Origin of the sequence: Sulfurimonas paralvinellae, from assembly GCF_014905135.1 — a bacterium.
Taxonomy (GTDB): domain Bacteria; phylum Campylobacterota; class Campylobacteria; order Campylobacterales; family Sulfurimonadaceae; genus Sulfurimonas; species Sulfurimonas paralvinellae.
This window is the reverse complement of record NZ_CP041406.1, coordinates 686302-701238: the sequence shown is the minus strand read 5'-3', so window position 1 is coordinate 701238 and position 14937 is coordinate 686302. Positions and strand designations below refer to the sequence as shown.

Below are 14937 nucleotides of genomic sequence, written 5' to 3'. Positions count from 1 at the left end.
ATCTTGCTAAAATTCTAAAAAAACAAAAGAGATTATTAATGCAGATAATAATGGCAGGCTCACAAGAGGCAAAAAAAGCGTATGCGCTTGTACGCGATTTACAAAAAAGATTTGTCGACAAACTTGATACTTTGACGGACAAGTACGGTAATTGTGATCACTTTGAAGAAGTCACATGGCTGCGTGATGAGGGATTGCATGGCGGCGGCAGCAGATTTGAAGCACGCGATGAAAAGCTTTTCAACACGGCAAGCGTCAATGTCTCACAAGTTCATTATGATGAACTCCCTGACAAACAACTGCAAAGTGCCACAGCCATCTCAACCATCATCCATCCGAACAACTCGCATGTCCCTTCCATACACATTCATATCTCATTAACAGAGCTGCGTGAGGGAAGATCTTACTGGCGTATTATGACAGATCTCAACCCGAGCATTGTCAATATGGATGACCGAGAACGTTTTTATGAAGCACTACAAAATCTCAGCGGCATGTACTATGAAGAAGGCGTTGAACAGGGTGATAAATATTTTGCGATTCCCGCACTCAAACAGACACGCGGCGTTTCACACTTCTACCTGGAAAACTTCAAAACCGAAGATGCTGCGGCAGATATGCTCTTTGCACAAACATTTGGAGAGGGCATCATCGATGCCTATATTGAGATCATAGATGATGCGCTTGCCTCACGCAAAGAGATTTCCGAAGCGGACAGAGCCAAACAGCTTGCCTACCACACACTCTACCTCTTTCAGGTACTCACACTCGACCGTGGAACGACTGCAGGGCTTCTTGTGCATAACCAAAATGATGTCGGCATCATGGGCTCGCTGCCAAGCCATATAAACAAAGAACTTCTAGCTTCATGGATAGCAAAAGTACCACAACCGCAGGATGCTCTAGTCAGATCTCTTTTAGATGCTATAGATGATGACGGTGCAATTGACATCAATACAAAAGAAAAGCTCGCAGCTGTAGTGAGAGAGCACTATACAAAACATCCCGAAGCACTCAAAATGCAGGCAAGCGGCGACACTCTGCCGACAACGGTCGCCAACCACACAAAAGTTTAGACTTTTTCTAAACCTTTGTATGCAACCATGTTCTCGTAGAGTAGATTCTCCAATATATAATGCCTTTTATCAAAGTCTCCAGATTCATGATCGCAAAAATAACAACAATTCCAAAACCCATTTTATAAGCTATGTACGAAGGTATAAGACGAAATACCCAAAGTGAGAGAAGATTGACCTTAAGCGTAGTTTTTGTAGCCCCTGCCCCACGCAGTGAAGCAGAATAGACAAACATTATGGCAAGCGGAATCTGAGCGAGCCCGACAAGAATGAGATACTTTGATGCCACAGCGATCGTGAGGGCATCTTTTGTAAAGAAATGCACCAGATACTCAGGAAAGAGTATCATCACAAGCCCGACACTGCCCATAAAGACATAGGCGATGCGTCCGCTGATTATTCCCATATTGTAGGCTTTGTCAAAGTCTTTTTTACCGATATTCTGCCCGACCAATGCCATCGCAGCAATAGCAAAACCAAACCCCGGCATAAAAGCGATGCCTTCCACCCGAAGTCCAACCTGGTAACCGGCGAGTTCAGCCGTTCCGTAGGCTGTAATGATAGAGACGAAGAAAAGAAAACTCAGACTTGACACACCTCTGTCTATTGCCCCCGCATAACCGACTTTGAGCACCCGTTTAATATCTTTCCAACGAATTATCGGTAAAAAGTCCAGCTTCGCATTCATCTTTTTTATAAGAACATAATAAGCGACATTGTTAAAACTATAAGCGATGACCGTTGCAATCGCCGCTCCTTCTATGCCAAGCTCAGGAAATCCGAAATGTCCAAAAATCAAAAGATAGTTCAGCCCTGCATTGAGCGCTGATGAAGCGAGCTTGATATAGAGTGAACTTTTCGTATCACCGGCGGCTGAGAGCGCATTATAAAGCAGTGTATCGAGAAATATCACACTGATGCCAAGCGAGATGACCCGAAAGTAAGTGCCGCCTTCTTGGACAACCGCAGCTGTAGCACCCATCCAGCTGTAAAAATTATAGGCTCCGAAATATCCGGCAATGCTAATGACGACTGAGAGAGCCAAAGCCAAAAGAACAAGTGAAAAAAGTAGTGCAGAAGCTCTTTTTTTTCTACCTTGTCCTATAAAACGTGATATGAGCGCATTACCGCCGACAACAAAAAGCGTCATCAAGACATTGACAATCATCATGAACTGCATACTCATACCGACAGCCGCAAGTGCCGCAACGCTCACTGTCCCCACCATCAGCATATCTATGAGAACTTGCAGTATATCTACAAGATGTTTCAGAGCTGCCGGAAATGCTAAAGAGAGTACTTTCTTAGTGTCTTTTGAAATTATTTTTGAAAAAATTGTGCTACCTCTTGCATTCTCTCTATAAGTTCATCTTTTGTGGCAAACTCCAACACTTTTTTATCTCTGACATTTTCTCCCGGAGGCGTATAGTCAAAGACCAGTGCATAGTGCAGCAGTTTTACTTTATCGCCGTAGAGGTCGAACCACTCCAAGCTCATCTCCGCAATTTCCCCCTGCATATCAATGACAACTGCACCATAAAGCCGAACCAAATTATCTAAACGTATCTCTTCATCTTTGTACTTGTATACCACTACTTTTCATCCTCATTTAAACTTTTTCTCATTGCACCCTCTTTCATCTTCAAAAAGGCCAAAAGGCCAAACAGTGTCCCTACAATGATAAACCCCGCACCAATAAGGTCCTCTTTTTCAAATGCCATGATTATCCAACACAGATCGGCAAACATATAAACTATGACTGCCTGATAGATTTTGCCTTTATAAGTCAGATATGCACCAACATTCAAAAGGATCCCGCCAAGTATCGCAAAACTAAATATCATCTATTTTCTCTTTTTTAAGCACATAATTATAATACACCGCACCTATGATAAAGCCAAGTCCCATCAAAAAAGTGATATTTTCCAAAGAGTATTCAATAGTTGCCAGATATCCTATCATATAAGAGGTAAAAGCTGCCGAGCCTAAAAAAAGCATATCATTGTAAGCTACTATACGTCCATAATATTTTTTGTCTATGTTCTTTTGCAGCAGCGTATAGCTGTACGACCAGAGTGTCGTTGTGAAAAAACCGACAGTGATACTGGCTAAAATCGAAAGGTAAAAATTATGCATCCAGTATGCCCAGAGCCAGACTGCCAACCCCTGCGCTATAAAAACGTAAACAAGCCGTTTGTTGTTTATCCACTTTCCAAGTATGACAGGACCTATAACAAGCCCGATGGCACGAGCCGAGTGTAAAAGTCCCAAAGCCAAAGAAGCAGCAATGAGCGAGGCATAACATCTGTCTACCATTAAAGCCACCAAAGCATCAAAAGCTGTCAATCCCACAAAAGAGTGAATAATCATCAGATGAATCGCTTTTGGATTCTCACGCAGATATAAAAATGTATCAACCATCATTTTTAAAATGTTTTCTTCTATCTGTAGCACTTCATCTTTGAAATGAAGGTCGTACAACAGAAAAAAAGCGATGATGAACATCACTGCATCAAGTAAAAAAGCCGTTTTTATGCCAAGCCAGTAGACAACGAAGCCGCTTATTGCCATACCCAAAGTATAAGACAGTGACCAGATAATCGAGTGCAGTTCATTGGCTTTTTGCAGTTTGTCGCCATGCAAAATCTTCGGCAAAAGTGACATCTCTGTCGTAAAGTAAAATGATGCCGCCGCCATTTTTATAAAGATAAGAATATAGAGCAGATGCAAATCAGATAGCTGAGATATAAAGACCAATGCAGCCGTTGAAACAATTTCGACAGCTATCAGAAAAAGCATCAACTCTTTTGCCTTAAAACGGTCAATAATCGGACCTGAAAAAGGTGCCTGCACCACTCCTGCGAGAAAATGCAGCATGGCTACAAAGGCGACCACTTCTGCAGATGCATCAAGATGAATAAGGAGTGTATAGATAGCCACATTTGAGAACCATGCACCGAAATAACTAATAAGCTGAATAATCGAAAGCCGCCTTAAAACGACCTCTTCTCGCAATAAATCCATATAGAGTTTCATAGGTGAAAGGGTAGCATAAAAACGAGCATAAAAAAGAAATTTGAATTTTTTTCTATTTTTTTCTAAAGTTATCAGTTTTTGTGTCGATATTGTCATTAATAATTATATTATGTAGTACAGGAGTAGGTCATGGATGGCATAGCTAATGTTGCAAGACAGCAACAATCTCAAGTAAACACACAAGATACTCAAGGAAGAGTAGAACAACAGATACAAACGACACAGCAGGTTTCACAAACAAGAACGAGGCAGGACAATGTTGTCAAACAAATGCAGGACGCTTCATCTACTTCCAAAGAAAAAATAAACTCTCAAAAAGATGTTGAAGATCTTGTAAAAAAGCTCAATGATACAATGGCACCGTTGAGTACTGACATAAAATTTGGGGTTGATCAGCATGATATATTTTATGTAGCGGCAATTGATGCAAAAACCCATAAAATGATTCGAAGATTTCCGGCTGAACAGGCACAGGATTTCTTACCGAAAATGCAGGAAGTCACCGGCATCTTATTTGATTCCAAGGGGTAATGATTTTATGCTCTTATGAGCATAAACCTACTCCCTTTTTTAAAATTTACTTCATTTTTTCTTATTTACTCTTCTTATATACTTTCTTATAAGCAAAATATCACCTCTTTTTCGATATAATCGCGTCAATTATTTTAGAATTAGAAGGTTTGCAGATGAAAAAAAGTGTTAAAAAAGTAGTATTAGCCTACTCTGGAGGTCTTGATACGAGTGTTATTTTAAAATGGCTCCAAGATGAGTACCAATGTGAAGTTGTAACTTTTACGGCTGACCTCGGACAAGGTGAAGAGCTTGAACCTGCTCGCAAAAAAGCCCTTGAACTTGGCATCAAACCTGAAAATATTTTCATCGACGACTTACGTGAAGAGTTTGTAAAAGATTTTGTTTTCCCAATGTTTCGCGCCAATGCGATCTATGAAGGTGAATACCTGCTTGGGACTTCAATAGCTCGTCCGCTTATTGCAAAACGTCAGGCGGAGATTGCCAAGATAACCGGTGCCGATGGTGTCAGCCACGGTGCAACGGGAAAAGGAAACGATCAGGTGCGTTTTGAGATGGGTTACCTCGGTCAAGATGCAACACTTACTATCATCGCTCCATGGCGTGAGTGGGATCTTAATTCTCGTGAAAAACTTTTAGCATATGCTGCAAAACACGATATTCAGATCGAGAAAAAAGGCAAAAAATCTCCTTACTCGATGGATGCAAACCTGCTTCATATCTCTTATGAAGGCGGTATTTTAGAAGACCCTGCCGCAGAGCCAGAAGAGTCTATGTGGCTCTGGACAAACTCACCGGAGAGTGCACCGGATGAGGCTGAATATATAGAACTCGGCTACAAAAACGGCGATCCAATAACACTTAACGGTGAAGCATTAAGCCCGGCAACTATGCTGAAAACGCTCAATGAGCTCGGTGGGAAACACGGTATCGGGCGCGTAGATATCGTTGAAAATCGTTTTGTCGGAATGAAAGCACGTGGCTGCTATGAAACTCCGGGTGGAACTATCATGCTCAAAGCACACCGTGCCATCGAATCGATCACACTTGACCGTGAAGCTGCACACCTCAAAGATGAGATGATGCCTCGTTATGCGAAACTTATCTACAACGGATTCTGGTGGTCACCTGAGCGTGAAATGCTTCAGGCTGCCATTGACAAGACACAGGAGTGGGTAGAAGGAACAGTCCGCCTCAAACTTTACAAAGGCAATGTAACTGTTGTCGGAAGAAGTTCTGATGTATCACTCTTCAATCCTGAATACTCAACTTTCGAAGAAGATGAAGTCTACAACCAAAAAGATGCAGAAGGTTTCATCAAGCTCAATGCACTTCGTTTTATCATTGAAGGTAAAGCAAGAAAAAACAAACATAACAGAAGCTAAATAATAAGGAAAAAATATGAGTATGATTAAAATTGATATGAACTCTCCGGAGTTTCAGGCAGAGTTAGAAAAAACAATAAAATTTACAGATAAGGTTAATGCACAATTCGGCTGGGTATACAATCCGCAAGAAGATGTGAACGAAGGCGTTCAAATGGGTCTTGCCCGTAATAAAATGATGTACAAAAAACGTTTCTGCCCTTGTTTTATGGTCATTGAAGAAGATGGAAAACCAAAATCTGCAGATGACAGAATCTGTCCTTGTAAACCGGCTATTGAAAGAGAGATACCTGAAAATGGTGTTTGTCACTGTGGAATCTTTTGTACTCCGGAATTTGCTGAGAAAAAAAGAGTTGAACTCGGTATGGAAGAAGTGGCTCACACTCACTCTCGCGGTCTTTCAAAAGAAGAGTGTGAAATGCTTGTCAACAAAGATGAACTTGATGGTGACGAACTTGTTGCACTCCTTGAAGCACGTGAGCTTGGTATGGTAAAATTCACACTCGTTGATGTACGTGAGTATATGGAGTGGCAGATGGGTCACATCAAAGGAGCGGATAAACTTGTTCCGACAAGTTCATTCTTCCAGACATGGGAAGAGGCAAATCTTGGTAAAGATGAAAATATCATCGTTTATTGTCATGTAGGAAGCCGTTCTGCTCACGTAGCACGCATCTTGACTGATAACGGATACACTAAAATCGGCAACCTTACAAACGGTATCGTAGCCTACCCTGGTGAAATAGAAAGATAGAAAAAGCAAAGGATATATTTTCATGAAAGTACTTTTAATAAAAGATGTAAAAAGTTTAGGCAGCGCAGGTGAAGTCAAAGAGGTGAAACCTGGTTACGGTCAAAACTTTTTAATCAAAAAAGGTTTTGCAAAACCAGCAACTCCAGAGATTATCGCTGAGCATGAAGCAGAAATCAAAAGAAAAGCTGAAGAAGAAGCAGCTGAAATAGCTCGTCTTAAAGAATTAGCTGAAAAACTTGATAAGATCGAAATTATCATCACAAAGAAAATCGGTCAAAACGGTCACCTTTTCGGTGCTGTGACAAAAGAGGAAATCGCACAAGCGCTTCAAGAACAACACGGCATCGAGATAGATAAAAAACACATTACAGACAAAACTGCCATCAAAACAGTCGGTGAACATGATGTAGACCTTAAACTCGGCCACGGTATTCATGCGAAACTTCATGTTGATATTCAAGGAGAGTAGTTAAGAATGTTTGATGCAACTACCATACTGGCATATAAGGGTAAAAATAGAGCCGTTATCGGCGGTGATGGTCAGGTAACTTTTGGGGATTCTGTCCTCAAAAGCAATGCAACAAAGATTCGTACACTCTACCATGGTAAAATCCTTGCAGGTTTTGCCGGCAGCACTGCCGATGCATTTAATCTTTTTGATATGTTCGAAGAGTTCTTAGAGAATAAAAAAGGGGACTTACTCAAGTCCGTTATCGAGTTCTCTAAAGCCTGGCGAAAAGACAAAGTTCTACGTCGATTGGAAGCGATGATGATCGTTCTAAACAATGAACACATCTTCATATTAACAGGAAACGGTGATGTGGTGGAGCCTGAAGATGGAGAGATAGCATCCATCGGAAGCGGCGGTAATTTTGCCATATCTGCCGCACGTGCACTTAAAAAACATGCAGACCTTGACGAAGAAGAACTGGTAAAAGAGTCCTTGCATATCGCTGCCGATCTGTGCATCTATACCAATCATAACATTAAAACACTCTCATTAGAGGATTCAGAATAATGAATATGACACCAAAAGAGATCGTTGAATATCTTGACAAATATGTCATCAGTCAAAAAAACGCGAAAAAAACGATTGCCCTTGCCCTGCGAACCCGTTACAGACGTATGCAGCTATCAGAAGATATGCAGCAGGAGATCAAACCGAAAAATATTTTGATGATCGGTTCCACCGGTGTCGGTAAAACGGAGATCTCACGCAGACTTGCAAAAATGATGAAGGTGCCTTTTATCAAAGTCGAGGCAAGTAAATATACAGAGGTTGGTTTCGTCGGGCGTGATGTTGAGTCCATGATACGTGATCTTGTCGTCAATTCCATCTCCATCGTCAAAGCGGAACAGGAAGAAGCCAACAAAGTAAAAATAGAGAACTACATCATCAACCGTATTACGGAAAAACTCGTCCCTCCACTTCCTGCAGGAGCAAGTGAAAGTAAAAAAGATGATTATCAACGCCTGCTTGAAGCAACCGAGAAACGTGTCGAAACAGGTGAAATGGATGAAAAGATCATAGAACTCGACATAGAACAAAATATGAATGTCGAGTTCAATGACACGAACTTGCCGCCTGAAATGGCGAAGGTTCAAGAGAGCTTCTCAAAGGTCTTCTCATCACTCAGCAAAGAAAACAGCAAACGCGAAATTTCGGTAAAAGATGCAAAGATACTGCTCCGTCAGGAAGCGAGTGCAAAACTTTTAGATATGAACTCCGTTACGGCTGAAGCTCTTCGCCGTGCTGAGAACGGCGGCATTATCTTTCTTGATGAAATTGATAAGATCGCTCTTTCTGAAAAGAGTCAGGGAAGAAATGATCCTTCCAAAGAGGGTGTTCAGCGCGACCTGCTTCCAATAGTTGAAGGATCAAGTGTGGCTACAAAATATGGAACGATCAATACCGACCATATACTCTTCATAGCAGCCGGTGCGTTTCATGTAAGCAAACCAAGTGATCTGATTCCTGAACTTCAAGGACGTTTTCCGCTGCGAGTAGAGCTTGAGGCTCTTACAGAAGAAACGCTCTATCAGATCCTCACGCAGACAGAGAACTCACTGCTTAAGCAGTATGAAGCGCTGCTAAGTGTCGAAGGGATGCAGCTTGTCTTTGAAGATGAAGCCATCAAAACCATCGCAAAACTTGCCCATCGTGCCAATGAGATGGCAGAAGATATTGGGGCACGCCGCTTGCATACGGTACTTGAACGTATCTTAGAAGATATCAGCTTCCATGCCGATGAATACAAAGATAAAGAGTTCGTTGTAACAAGTGCGCTTGTGCATGAAAAACTCGATGAAGTCGTTGAAGATGACGACCTCTCACGCTATATATTATAAATTGAAGGTTACCAAGATGACAAAAGCCGGTTTTGTTTCACTTATTGGGCGTCCAAACGCTGGAAAAAGTACACTGATGAACTCACTATTAGGTGAAAAGATTGCAATGGTCAGCCAAAAGGCCAATGCAACAAGAAAACGCTCCAACGCAATTGTCATGCACGAAAATGCGCAGATCATTTTTGTCGATACTCCGGGTCTGCATGAAAAAGAGAAAGTACTCAATAAGTTTATGCTCGATGAAGCGCTCAAAGCAATGGGTGATTGTGATCTCATCGTCTATCTCGCACCTGTGACTGACTCAACAGAACATTATGAAAAGTTTTTAACACTTAACAAAAAAGCTATTCCTCATATTATTGTTCTCTCAAAGATCGATCAGGTCTCTCAGGAAAAACTCTTTAAAAAAATAGCAGCTTATAATAAATATGCCGATAAGTTCGAAGCCCTCATTCCTGTTGCCATCCCAAGAAAGGTTGGACATAAAGATCTACTAGACACAATTGCAAAACTTCTCCCTGAGTCACCTTTTCTATATGATCCTGAAGACCTTACAAGTGAACTTGTTCGTGACATCTATGCAGGTTTTATCCGCGAGGCAATTTTTGAAAATATATCCGATGAAGTGCCGTACGAATCTGATGTCATCATAGACTCCATAGAAGAGGATCACGGTATTGACAGGATCTATGCGACTATCATCATTGAAAAAGAGTCCCAAAAAGGCATCATCATTGGTAAAAAAGGCGAAGCCATAAAAAGAATCGGCAAAGCCGCCAGAGAAAAGATAGAAGCACTCAGCGGAAAAAAAGCCTATCTCAACCTTCAGGTTGTCGTCAAAAAAGGCTGGACCAAAGACAAACATTTTTTAAAAGAGATAGGGTATGACAACAATGTACAGTAATACTTTGCATAAATTTACTTTTGTACTATTGCTAACATTTTTAAGTACTTCATTATTTGCTGCAGATACAGACCTTTTAACACAATACAGAAAAAACGGCATTAAAAACATTGAAAAAATGCTTGACAAAGAGCTTACACAGGAAATATACTGGGAAAATTACCTTAAAAATGTAGATACTACTTTTGGTTATTTTGAATCCTATGATAATGTACTGGCATGTGATAAAACAAATTCAAAACTTTGCATTTACAAAAAAGATGACAATAACAGTTATCAACTCAAAAGAGAGTACAGTGCTTTTACAGGAAAGCTTCAGGGTGATAAAGAGAGAGAGGGAGACCTTCGTACTCCGATAGGCATCTATGATATCGTCAAAAAGATAACAAAAGTAGACTCATTTTACGGACCTATGGCTTTTGTCACTTCCTATCCAAATGTTTTTGACAAATACAAAGGAAAAACAGGACAAGGTATTTGGATACACGGTCTGCCAATGCATCAAGAGAGAGACTCCTTTACAAAAGGGTGTATCGCTATTGATAACACAAGCATTAAATGTCTGGATAAGAATATTGACATCAATAAAACTGTACTTATTATCGACAAAGAACTTCCCGAAAAACAGCATTCGAAAAAAGAATTTTCTACAATTCTTTCCAATCTTTTTGCATGGCGTTATGCATGGATATATAATGACATAGAGAGTTATCTTGGTTTTTATGCACCTGAATTTAAAAGATTTGACGGCATGGATATCGAAAAGTTTACAAAATACAAAAAAAGAATCTTTAACAAACAAGAGAAAAAAACAATTATATTTAATGACATCAACATTATCCCCTACCCTGAAACAGACAATGTCTTTAAAATCAAGTTTAAAGAGAAGTACCGATCACCAAGTTTTTCTTTCACGGGAGACAAAGTACTCATCGTAAAACTGGAAAAGAAACACCTTTATATAATCACAGAGAAATAGCATGAAACAACTCATAATTGTTTTCTTTTTTCTCTTGAATACTGCACTCTTTGCCCAAATCAAACTTATAAAAAAAGAGAATTCCGATTCAAACACTACTCTTTTAGTTATCGGCGGTATTCATGGTAATGAGCCTGGAGGCTACTTCGCTCCAGCAATTCTAGCCGAGCACTACAAGATTCTTTCTAAGAATGTATGGATCATTCCAAATCTCAATGAAGCGAGTATCATTGCAAACAAACGAGGTATTCATGGAGATATGAATCGTAAATTTGCAGCTATCGACAAGAATGATAAAGATAAAGAAATTGTAGATGAAATAAAAAAGATCATCTTATCTAAAAAAGTTTCTCTCATACTTAATCTTCACGACGGACATGGTTTTTACAGGGAAAAAGAGGAAAATAGGATCTACAATCCGAAAGCATGGGGACAAACATGTGTCATCGATCAATGTAAACTCTACAAAAACAACCAATTTGGCGAACTCAATGATATTGCGCTGCAGGTCAAAGAGAGTGTGAACAAAGAACTTCTCCATCAACATCATATCTTTAATGTAAAAAATACACAGACACAATACAAAGACAAAGAGATGCAGCTATCACTTACATATTTTGCAGTAAAACATAATAAACCTGCTTTTGCAATTGAGACAAGTAAAAGTCTTCCGACACTCTCTCAAAAAGTTTTTTATCAGCTGCGTGCTATTGAGGGATTCATGAAAGTTATGCATATCAAGTACTCACGCGACTTTAACCTTACACAAGATAATATTGAAAAAATAATTAAAAATTATGGAACTTTGGAAATAAATCACAATATTTTGTTAAATTTGAACAATATAAAAAAATCTTTAAGCTTCATTCCGCTAAAATCAAAAAGTAACGAATTTAACTTTTCCCATCCTTTGGGGTTTGTTAAAAAGAATAGGCTCGGTACATACGACATCTATATAGGCAATAAAAAGATTACGTCGCTGAGTCCGCAATATTTTAAAATGTCACATAACTGTCCTGATTTATACAGGGTTGAAGCAGATGGAAAGTCAGTTTCTTTGCCAAAAGCTTCAAAATTTCAGATAAGTGACGATTTTAAGGTTGTTAAAGGTAAAAATATTCGAGTAAATGTTATTGGTTATTACTCAAAAAACGCAAAAGATGAGAGTGGTATATCCATCTCAAGAAAAGATCTTGGAACAAGATATGCTGTTGATAGAGCTAATACCACATACAGAATCGAGTTTTACGATAACAATGGATTTTGTTCCATGTTAATGGTTAAATTTAAATAGGATTATAATTAATGAGTACGTCAGCACAACACTCTTTTTCAAGTGTACTATCTGTTAATCCATACAAAGATACTTACTTCAACAGTGTATCTAGTTTTATTACTGAATCAAAAACTCCAGAATTTTCAAAAGATCAATTTGTTATTTCGTATTTAAATACGAAAGAGTTCATTACTGCACAGATTGAAATTAGTAAAAACATTCCGGATGAAGACCTTTTTGATGCTATTAATAACAAAGCCTATGATGAACTGGCACTCGATCAAGCGGTCGAATACCAAATTCAGTATATAGAAACTTTCAATAGTTTAGACGAAGACAACAGACACTTCCATGTATTTATCGTTGATCCGCTTGATCTAACGACAACATTTGAAAAAGTTGTTGAGAAAGTAAAGTATATCGATGTCATCGTTCCTGCTCCGCTTCTTGTAAAATCTCTTTACTCCAAAGAGATACTCGATAGTAGCGGTGTACACTGTTTTATATATTTTCAGGAAAACGATGCATCTTTGACAATCTATGGTAATAAAGAGTTCATCTATACAAAATCAATCAAGTATTCATTTGTTGATATACATGAACGATTTTGTGAACTCTATGGTGAACGCATCACCTATGATGATTTTATGGATTTCTTTACGACAGTTAACCTCAAAGAGAGTGACAGTGAATACAAAGAGTACCTTATCAGACTCTATAAAGAGCTCATTGCAAATATCAATGATATTTTAACGTATGCAAAAAGAGCTTTTGAAATCGACAAATTTGAACATGTATATATAGGTACACAGGTTCAAACAGAGACAAAACTTCATGAAATGCTTGAAGTCGAACTCAATATTCATGCCAGTGAATTTGATTTTGACTACGGTTTTGAGACAAGTGAAGATGTCTATCTTGATCAGATGCATGCACTTATGCAGCTCTACACACTCGTACCGCCTGTAGAGAGATATGAATGTAACTTTACAGCATACAGACGTCCTCCAAGATTTATTCGCAGAGAGAGCGGTAAGCTCATTATTTTAACAGCGGCAGCATTTGCCCTTGCTTTTGCCTATCCAATCACATATTGGATTTTAACTTATGCTCAAGAACTTCAAGAAGATCTGTTAAAACAAAACTACAAAGAAGTTCACAACATAAAAATAACAAGAGAAGCTACTATAAAAAACAGATTGGCAGACAAAGAAAAAGCTTTGACACTGCTCGCTCAAGAGAAAAAAGAGTATAATGAAAAGAAAAACACGCTTATCAAGATTCATGAAGTAAAAGTAGATTATCCAATGAAAGCAAAATTAGTCGCTGCTTTTACAAAAGATATCAATAAGTTTAAAGTCAATGTCGAATCAATTCTCTATGCAGAAGATAAAAAAAGTGGAAAAGTATTGACACTCAATCTTGTTTCACCAAAAGACAGAGAGATTACAAAACTCGTAGAGTATCTTACAAAGACAAATGAAGGTAAATATGATTTTGATTTAGAAGAGATTAAATTCAATGATAAATTAAAAATTTACCAGAGTGAGTTGAAGGTGAAATTATTATGAAAATAAATATAGAAGATTACTTACATAAGATAGACAACTTTTTTAAGGGCAAAGAACAAAAAGAGATTTATATGACATACGGCATGATAGTTGCCGGTATCTTCGCTTTTGCATATCTCTTTTTCTGGGACAGCTCTTTTGAAAGTTTTGAGCGTACTCGTGCAAATGTTATGCGTCTTGAAAAGCAGATTGCCAGTGATAAGCAATATCTACAGAGAAATCCGGAGGCAAAGATCACACAGCTTGAAAGAGAAATTAAGAAAATCAACAATGAAATAGCTATGCACAAGAAGAATAATGCGTATATTAAAAGCAGAATTGAAACTATCTCTTCTCTTATTTATGATGAAAGAGCATGGGGTGAATACCTTGATTCTATTACGACGAATGCTCAAAAATATCATGTTAAAATCAACAACTTAACGAATAAGTATTCAAAAGTCGGCAGTTCATTTGGACATATTCTCGATATTACCGTCGATGCTGAAGGTAATTTCAAAAATACTATAAAATTCATCAACTCACTTGAACAAAGTGATCTGGTTGTGGATATCCACGACTTTGATATCAAGGCAGAAGATGATTTAACATCAAAGTTTAAAATCTCAGTATGGGGGATTAAATACTAATGAAAAAGTTAACTATAGCCTTACTACTGCTCGTATCTACACATTTAGTTGCCGGTGAGCTCGCATGGGTAGATGAACAGATAGAAGCAATTAAACCGCCAAGGAAAGGAATATCAATAAAAGATATTTCGAAACTGAAAGACCCTTTTATTTTTTTACATGCTAAAAAAGCAAAAAAAAGAGTTCGATCTCCATACAGAAGATATTCAAAATCGTCTTCTGGAAAAAGGAAAGTTCAAACATACTCTTCCAAACTTCAACTCGAAGCCATTTTAAATAAAACTGCGCTTATCAATGGAAGATGGTACAAAGAGGGTGAAAAAGTTTATGGATATAAACTTGAAAAAGTCAATCTTCAGTCTGTACTATTGACTCAAGGTAAAAAACAGATACTTCTCTCCACTGTGAGTAAAAGTAAAAATCTTAAATTCAATAATAAGTAGGAAT

17 protein-coding genes are annotated in these 14937 nt (G+C 38.6%); 13 read left to right on the top strand and 4 right to left on the bottom strand.

The genetic code is table 11. The features are described 5' to 3' along the window. The first annotated feature begins 38 nt into the window (after positions 1 to 38). Entirely contained in the window at positions 39 to 1076 is a 1038-nt protein-coding gene (locus tag FM071_RS03755; protein ID WP_193111678.1) for a coproporphyrinogen III oxidase, read from the top strand. Between the two features lie 7 nt (positions 1077 to 1083). Here the strand turns inward: FM071_RS03755 and FM071_RS03750 are convergent, their stop codons facing one another. Genes FM071_RS03750 through FM071_RS03735 form a run of 4 tightly spaced genes read right to left on the bottom strand, consistent with a single transcriptional unit; the run spans position 1084 to position 4208 of the window. Then, positions 1084 to 2349, bottom strand: a complete 1266-nt coding sequence (locus FM071_RS03750; RefSeq protein WP_264299372.1) for an MATE family efflux transporter — start codon at positions 2347 to 2349, stop codon at positions 1084 to 1086. A 47-nt stretch (positions 2350 to 2396) separates the two neighbouring features. Next, positions 2397 to 2669 (bottom strand): hypothetical protein, encoded by a 273-nt coding sequence (locus FM071_RS03745; protein ID WP_193111677.1) that lies wholly within the window; start codon positions 2667 to 2669, stop codon positions 2397 to 2399. Next, positions 2669 to 2920, bottom strand: coding sequence for a hypothetical protein (locus FM071_RS03740; protein WP_193111676.1), 252 nt, complete (start codon positions 2918 to 2920; stop codon positions 2669 to 2671). The genes FM071_RS03745 and FM071_RS03740 overlap by 1 nt, the downstream gene beginning before the upstream one ends. Then, positions 2910 to 4208 carry an MFS transporter gene (locus tag FM071_RS03735; protein WP_226960577.1) on the bottom strand — a complete coding sequence of 433 codons (1299 nt, stop codon included), beginning with the start codon at positions 4206 to 4208 and terminating at the stop codon, positions 2910 to 2912. Before FM071_RS03735 ends, FM071_RS03740 begins: the two co-directional genes overlap by 11 nt. Before the next feature lie 33 nt (positions 4209 to 4241). Here FM071_RS03735 and FM071_RS03730 point away from each other — a divergent pair, with 33 nt between their 5' ends. The 12 genes from FM071_RS03730 (at position 4242) to FM071_RS03675 (ending at position 14933) form a co-directional block, all read left to right on the top strand. Next, positions 4242 to 4643 carry a flagellar protein FlaG gene (locus tag FM071_RS03730; protein WP_193111675.1) on the top strand — a complete coding sequence of 134 codons (402 nt, stop codon included), beginning with the start codon at positions 4242 to 4244 and terminating at the stop codon, positions 4641 to 4643. Positions 4644 to 4798: 155 nt separating this feature from the next. Then, a complete protein-coding gene (locus tag FM071_RS03725) occupies positions 4799 to 6028 on the top strand; it encodes an argininosuccinate synthase (protein ID WP_193111674.1) in 1230 nt (409 codons plus the stop codon). A 16-nt stretch (positions 6029 to 6044) separates the two neighbouring features. Beyond that, complete coding sequence (locus FM071_RS03720) at positions 6045 to 6782, top strand: ferredoxin-thioredoxin reductase catalytic domain-containing protein (RefSeq protein ID WP_193111673.1); 738 nt, start codon at positions 6045 to 6047, stop codon at positions 6780 to 6782. A 22-nt stretch (positions 6783 to 6804) separates the two neighbouring features. Continuing rightward, on the top strand, positions 6805 to 7251 hold the full coding sequence (gene rplI, locus FM071_RS03715) for a 50S ribosomal protein L9 (RefSeq protein WP_193111672.1): 447 nt from the start codon (positions 6805 to 6807) through the stop codon (positions 7249 to 7251). A gap of 6 nt (positions 7252 to 7257) precedes the next feature. Further along, positions 7258 to 7800, top strand: a complete 543-nt coding sequence (gene hslV / locus FM071_RS03710; RefSeq protein WP_193111671.1) for an ATP-dependent protease subunit HslV — start codon at positions 7258 to 7260, stop codon at positions 7798 to 7800. Next, positions 7800 to 9131 carry an ATP-dependent protease ATPase subunit HslU gene (gene hslU / locus FM071_RS03705; protein ID WP_193111670.1) on the top strand — a complete coding sequence of 444 codons (1332 nt, stop codon included), beginning with the start codon at positions 7800 to 7802 and terminating at the stop codon, positions 9129 to 9131. The genes hslV and hslU overlap by 1 nt, the downstream gene beginning before the upstream one ends. A gap of 16 nt (positions 9132 to 9147) precedes the next feature. Then, positions 9148 to 10035, top strand: coding sequence for a GTPase Era (gene era, locus FM071_RS03700; RefSeq protein ID WP_193111669.1), 888 nt, complete (start codon positions 9148 to 9150; stop codon positions 10033 to 10035). After that, a complete protein-coding gene (locus FM071_RS03695) occupies positions 10016 to 11014 on the top strand; it encodes a L,D-transpeptidase family protein (protein ID WP_226960576.1) in 999 nt (332 codons plus the stop codon). The genes era and FM071_RS03695 overlap by 20 nt, the downstream gene beginning before the upstream one ends. Before the next feature lies 1 nt (position 11015). Beyond that, entirely contained in the window at positions 11016 to 12308 is a 1293-nt protein-coding gene (locus tag FM071_RS03690; protein WP_193111668.1) for a M99 family carboxypeptidase catalytic domain-containing protein, read from the top strand. 11 nt (positions 12309 to 12319) lie between these two features. Next, positions 12320 to 13861, top strand: a complete 1542-nt coding sequence (locus tag FM071_RS03685) for a hypothetical protein (protein WP_193111667.1) — start codon at positions 12320 to 12322, stop codon at positions 13859 to 13861. Next, a complete protein-coding gene (locus FM071_RS03680) occupies positions 13858 to 14490 on the top strand; it encodes a type 4a pilus biogenesis protein PilO (RefSeq protein WP_193111666.1) in 633 nt (210 codons plus the stop codon). Before FM071_RS03685 ends, FM071_RS03680 begins: the two co-directional genes overlap by 4 nt. Next, complete coding sequence (locus FM071_RS03675) at positions 14490 to 14933, top strand: hypothetical protein (RefSeq protein ID WP_193111665.1); 444 nt, start codon at positions 14490 to 14492, stop codon at positions 14931 to 14933. Before FM071_RS03680 ends, FM071_RS03675 begins: the two co-directional genes overlap by 1 nt. The last annotated feature ends 4 nt before the right edge of the window (positions 14934 to 14937 follow it).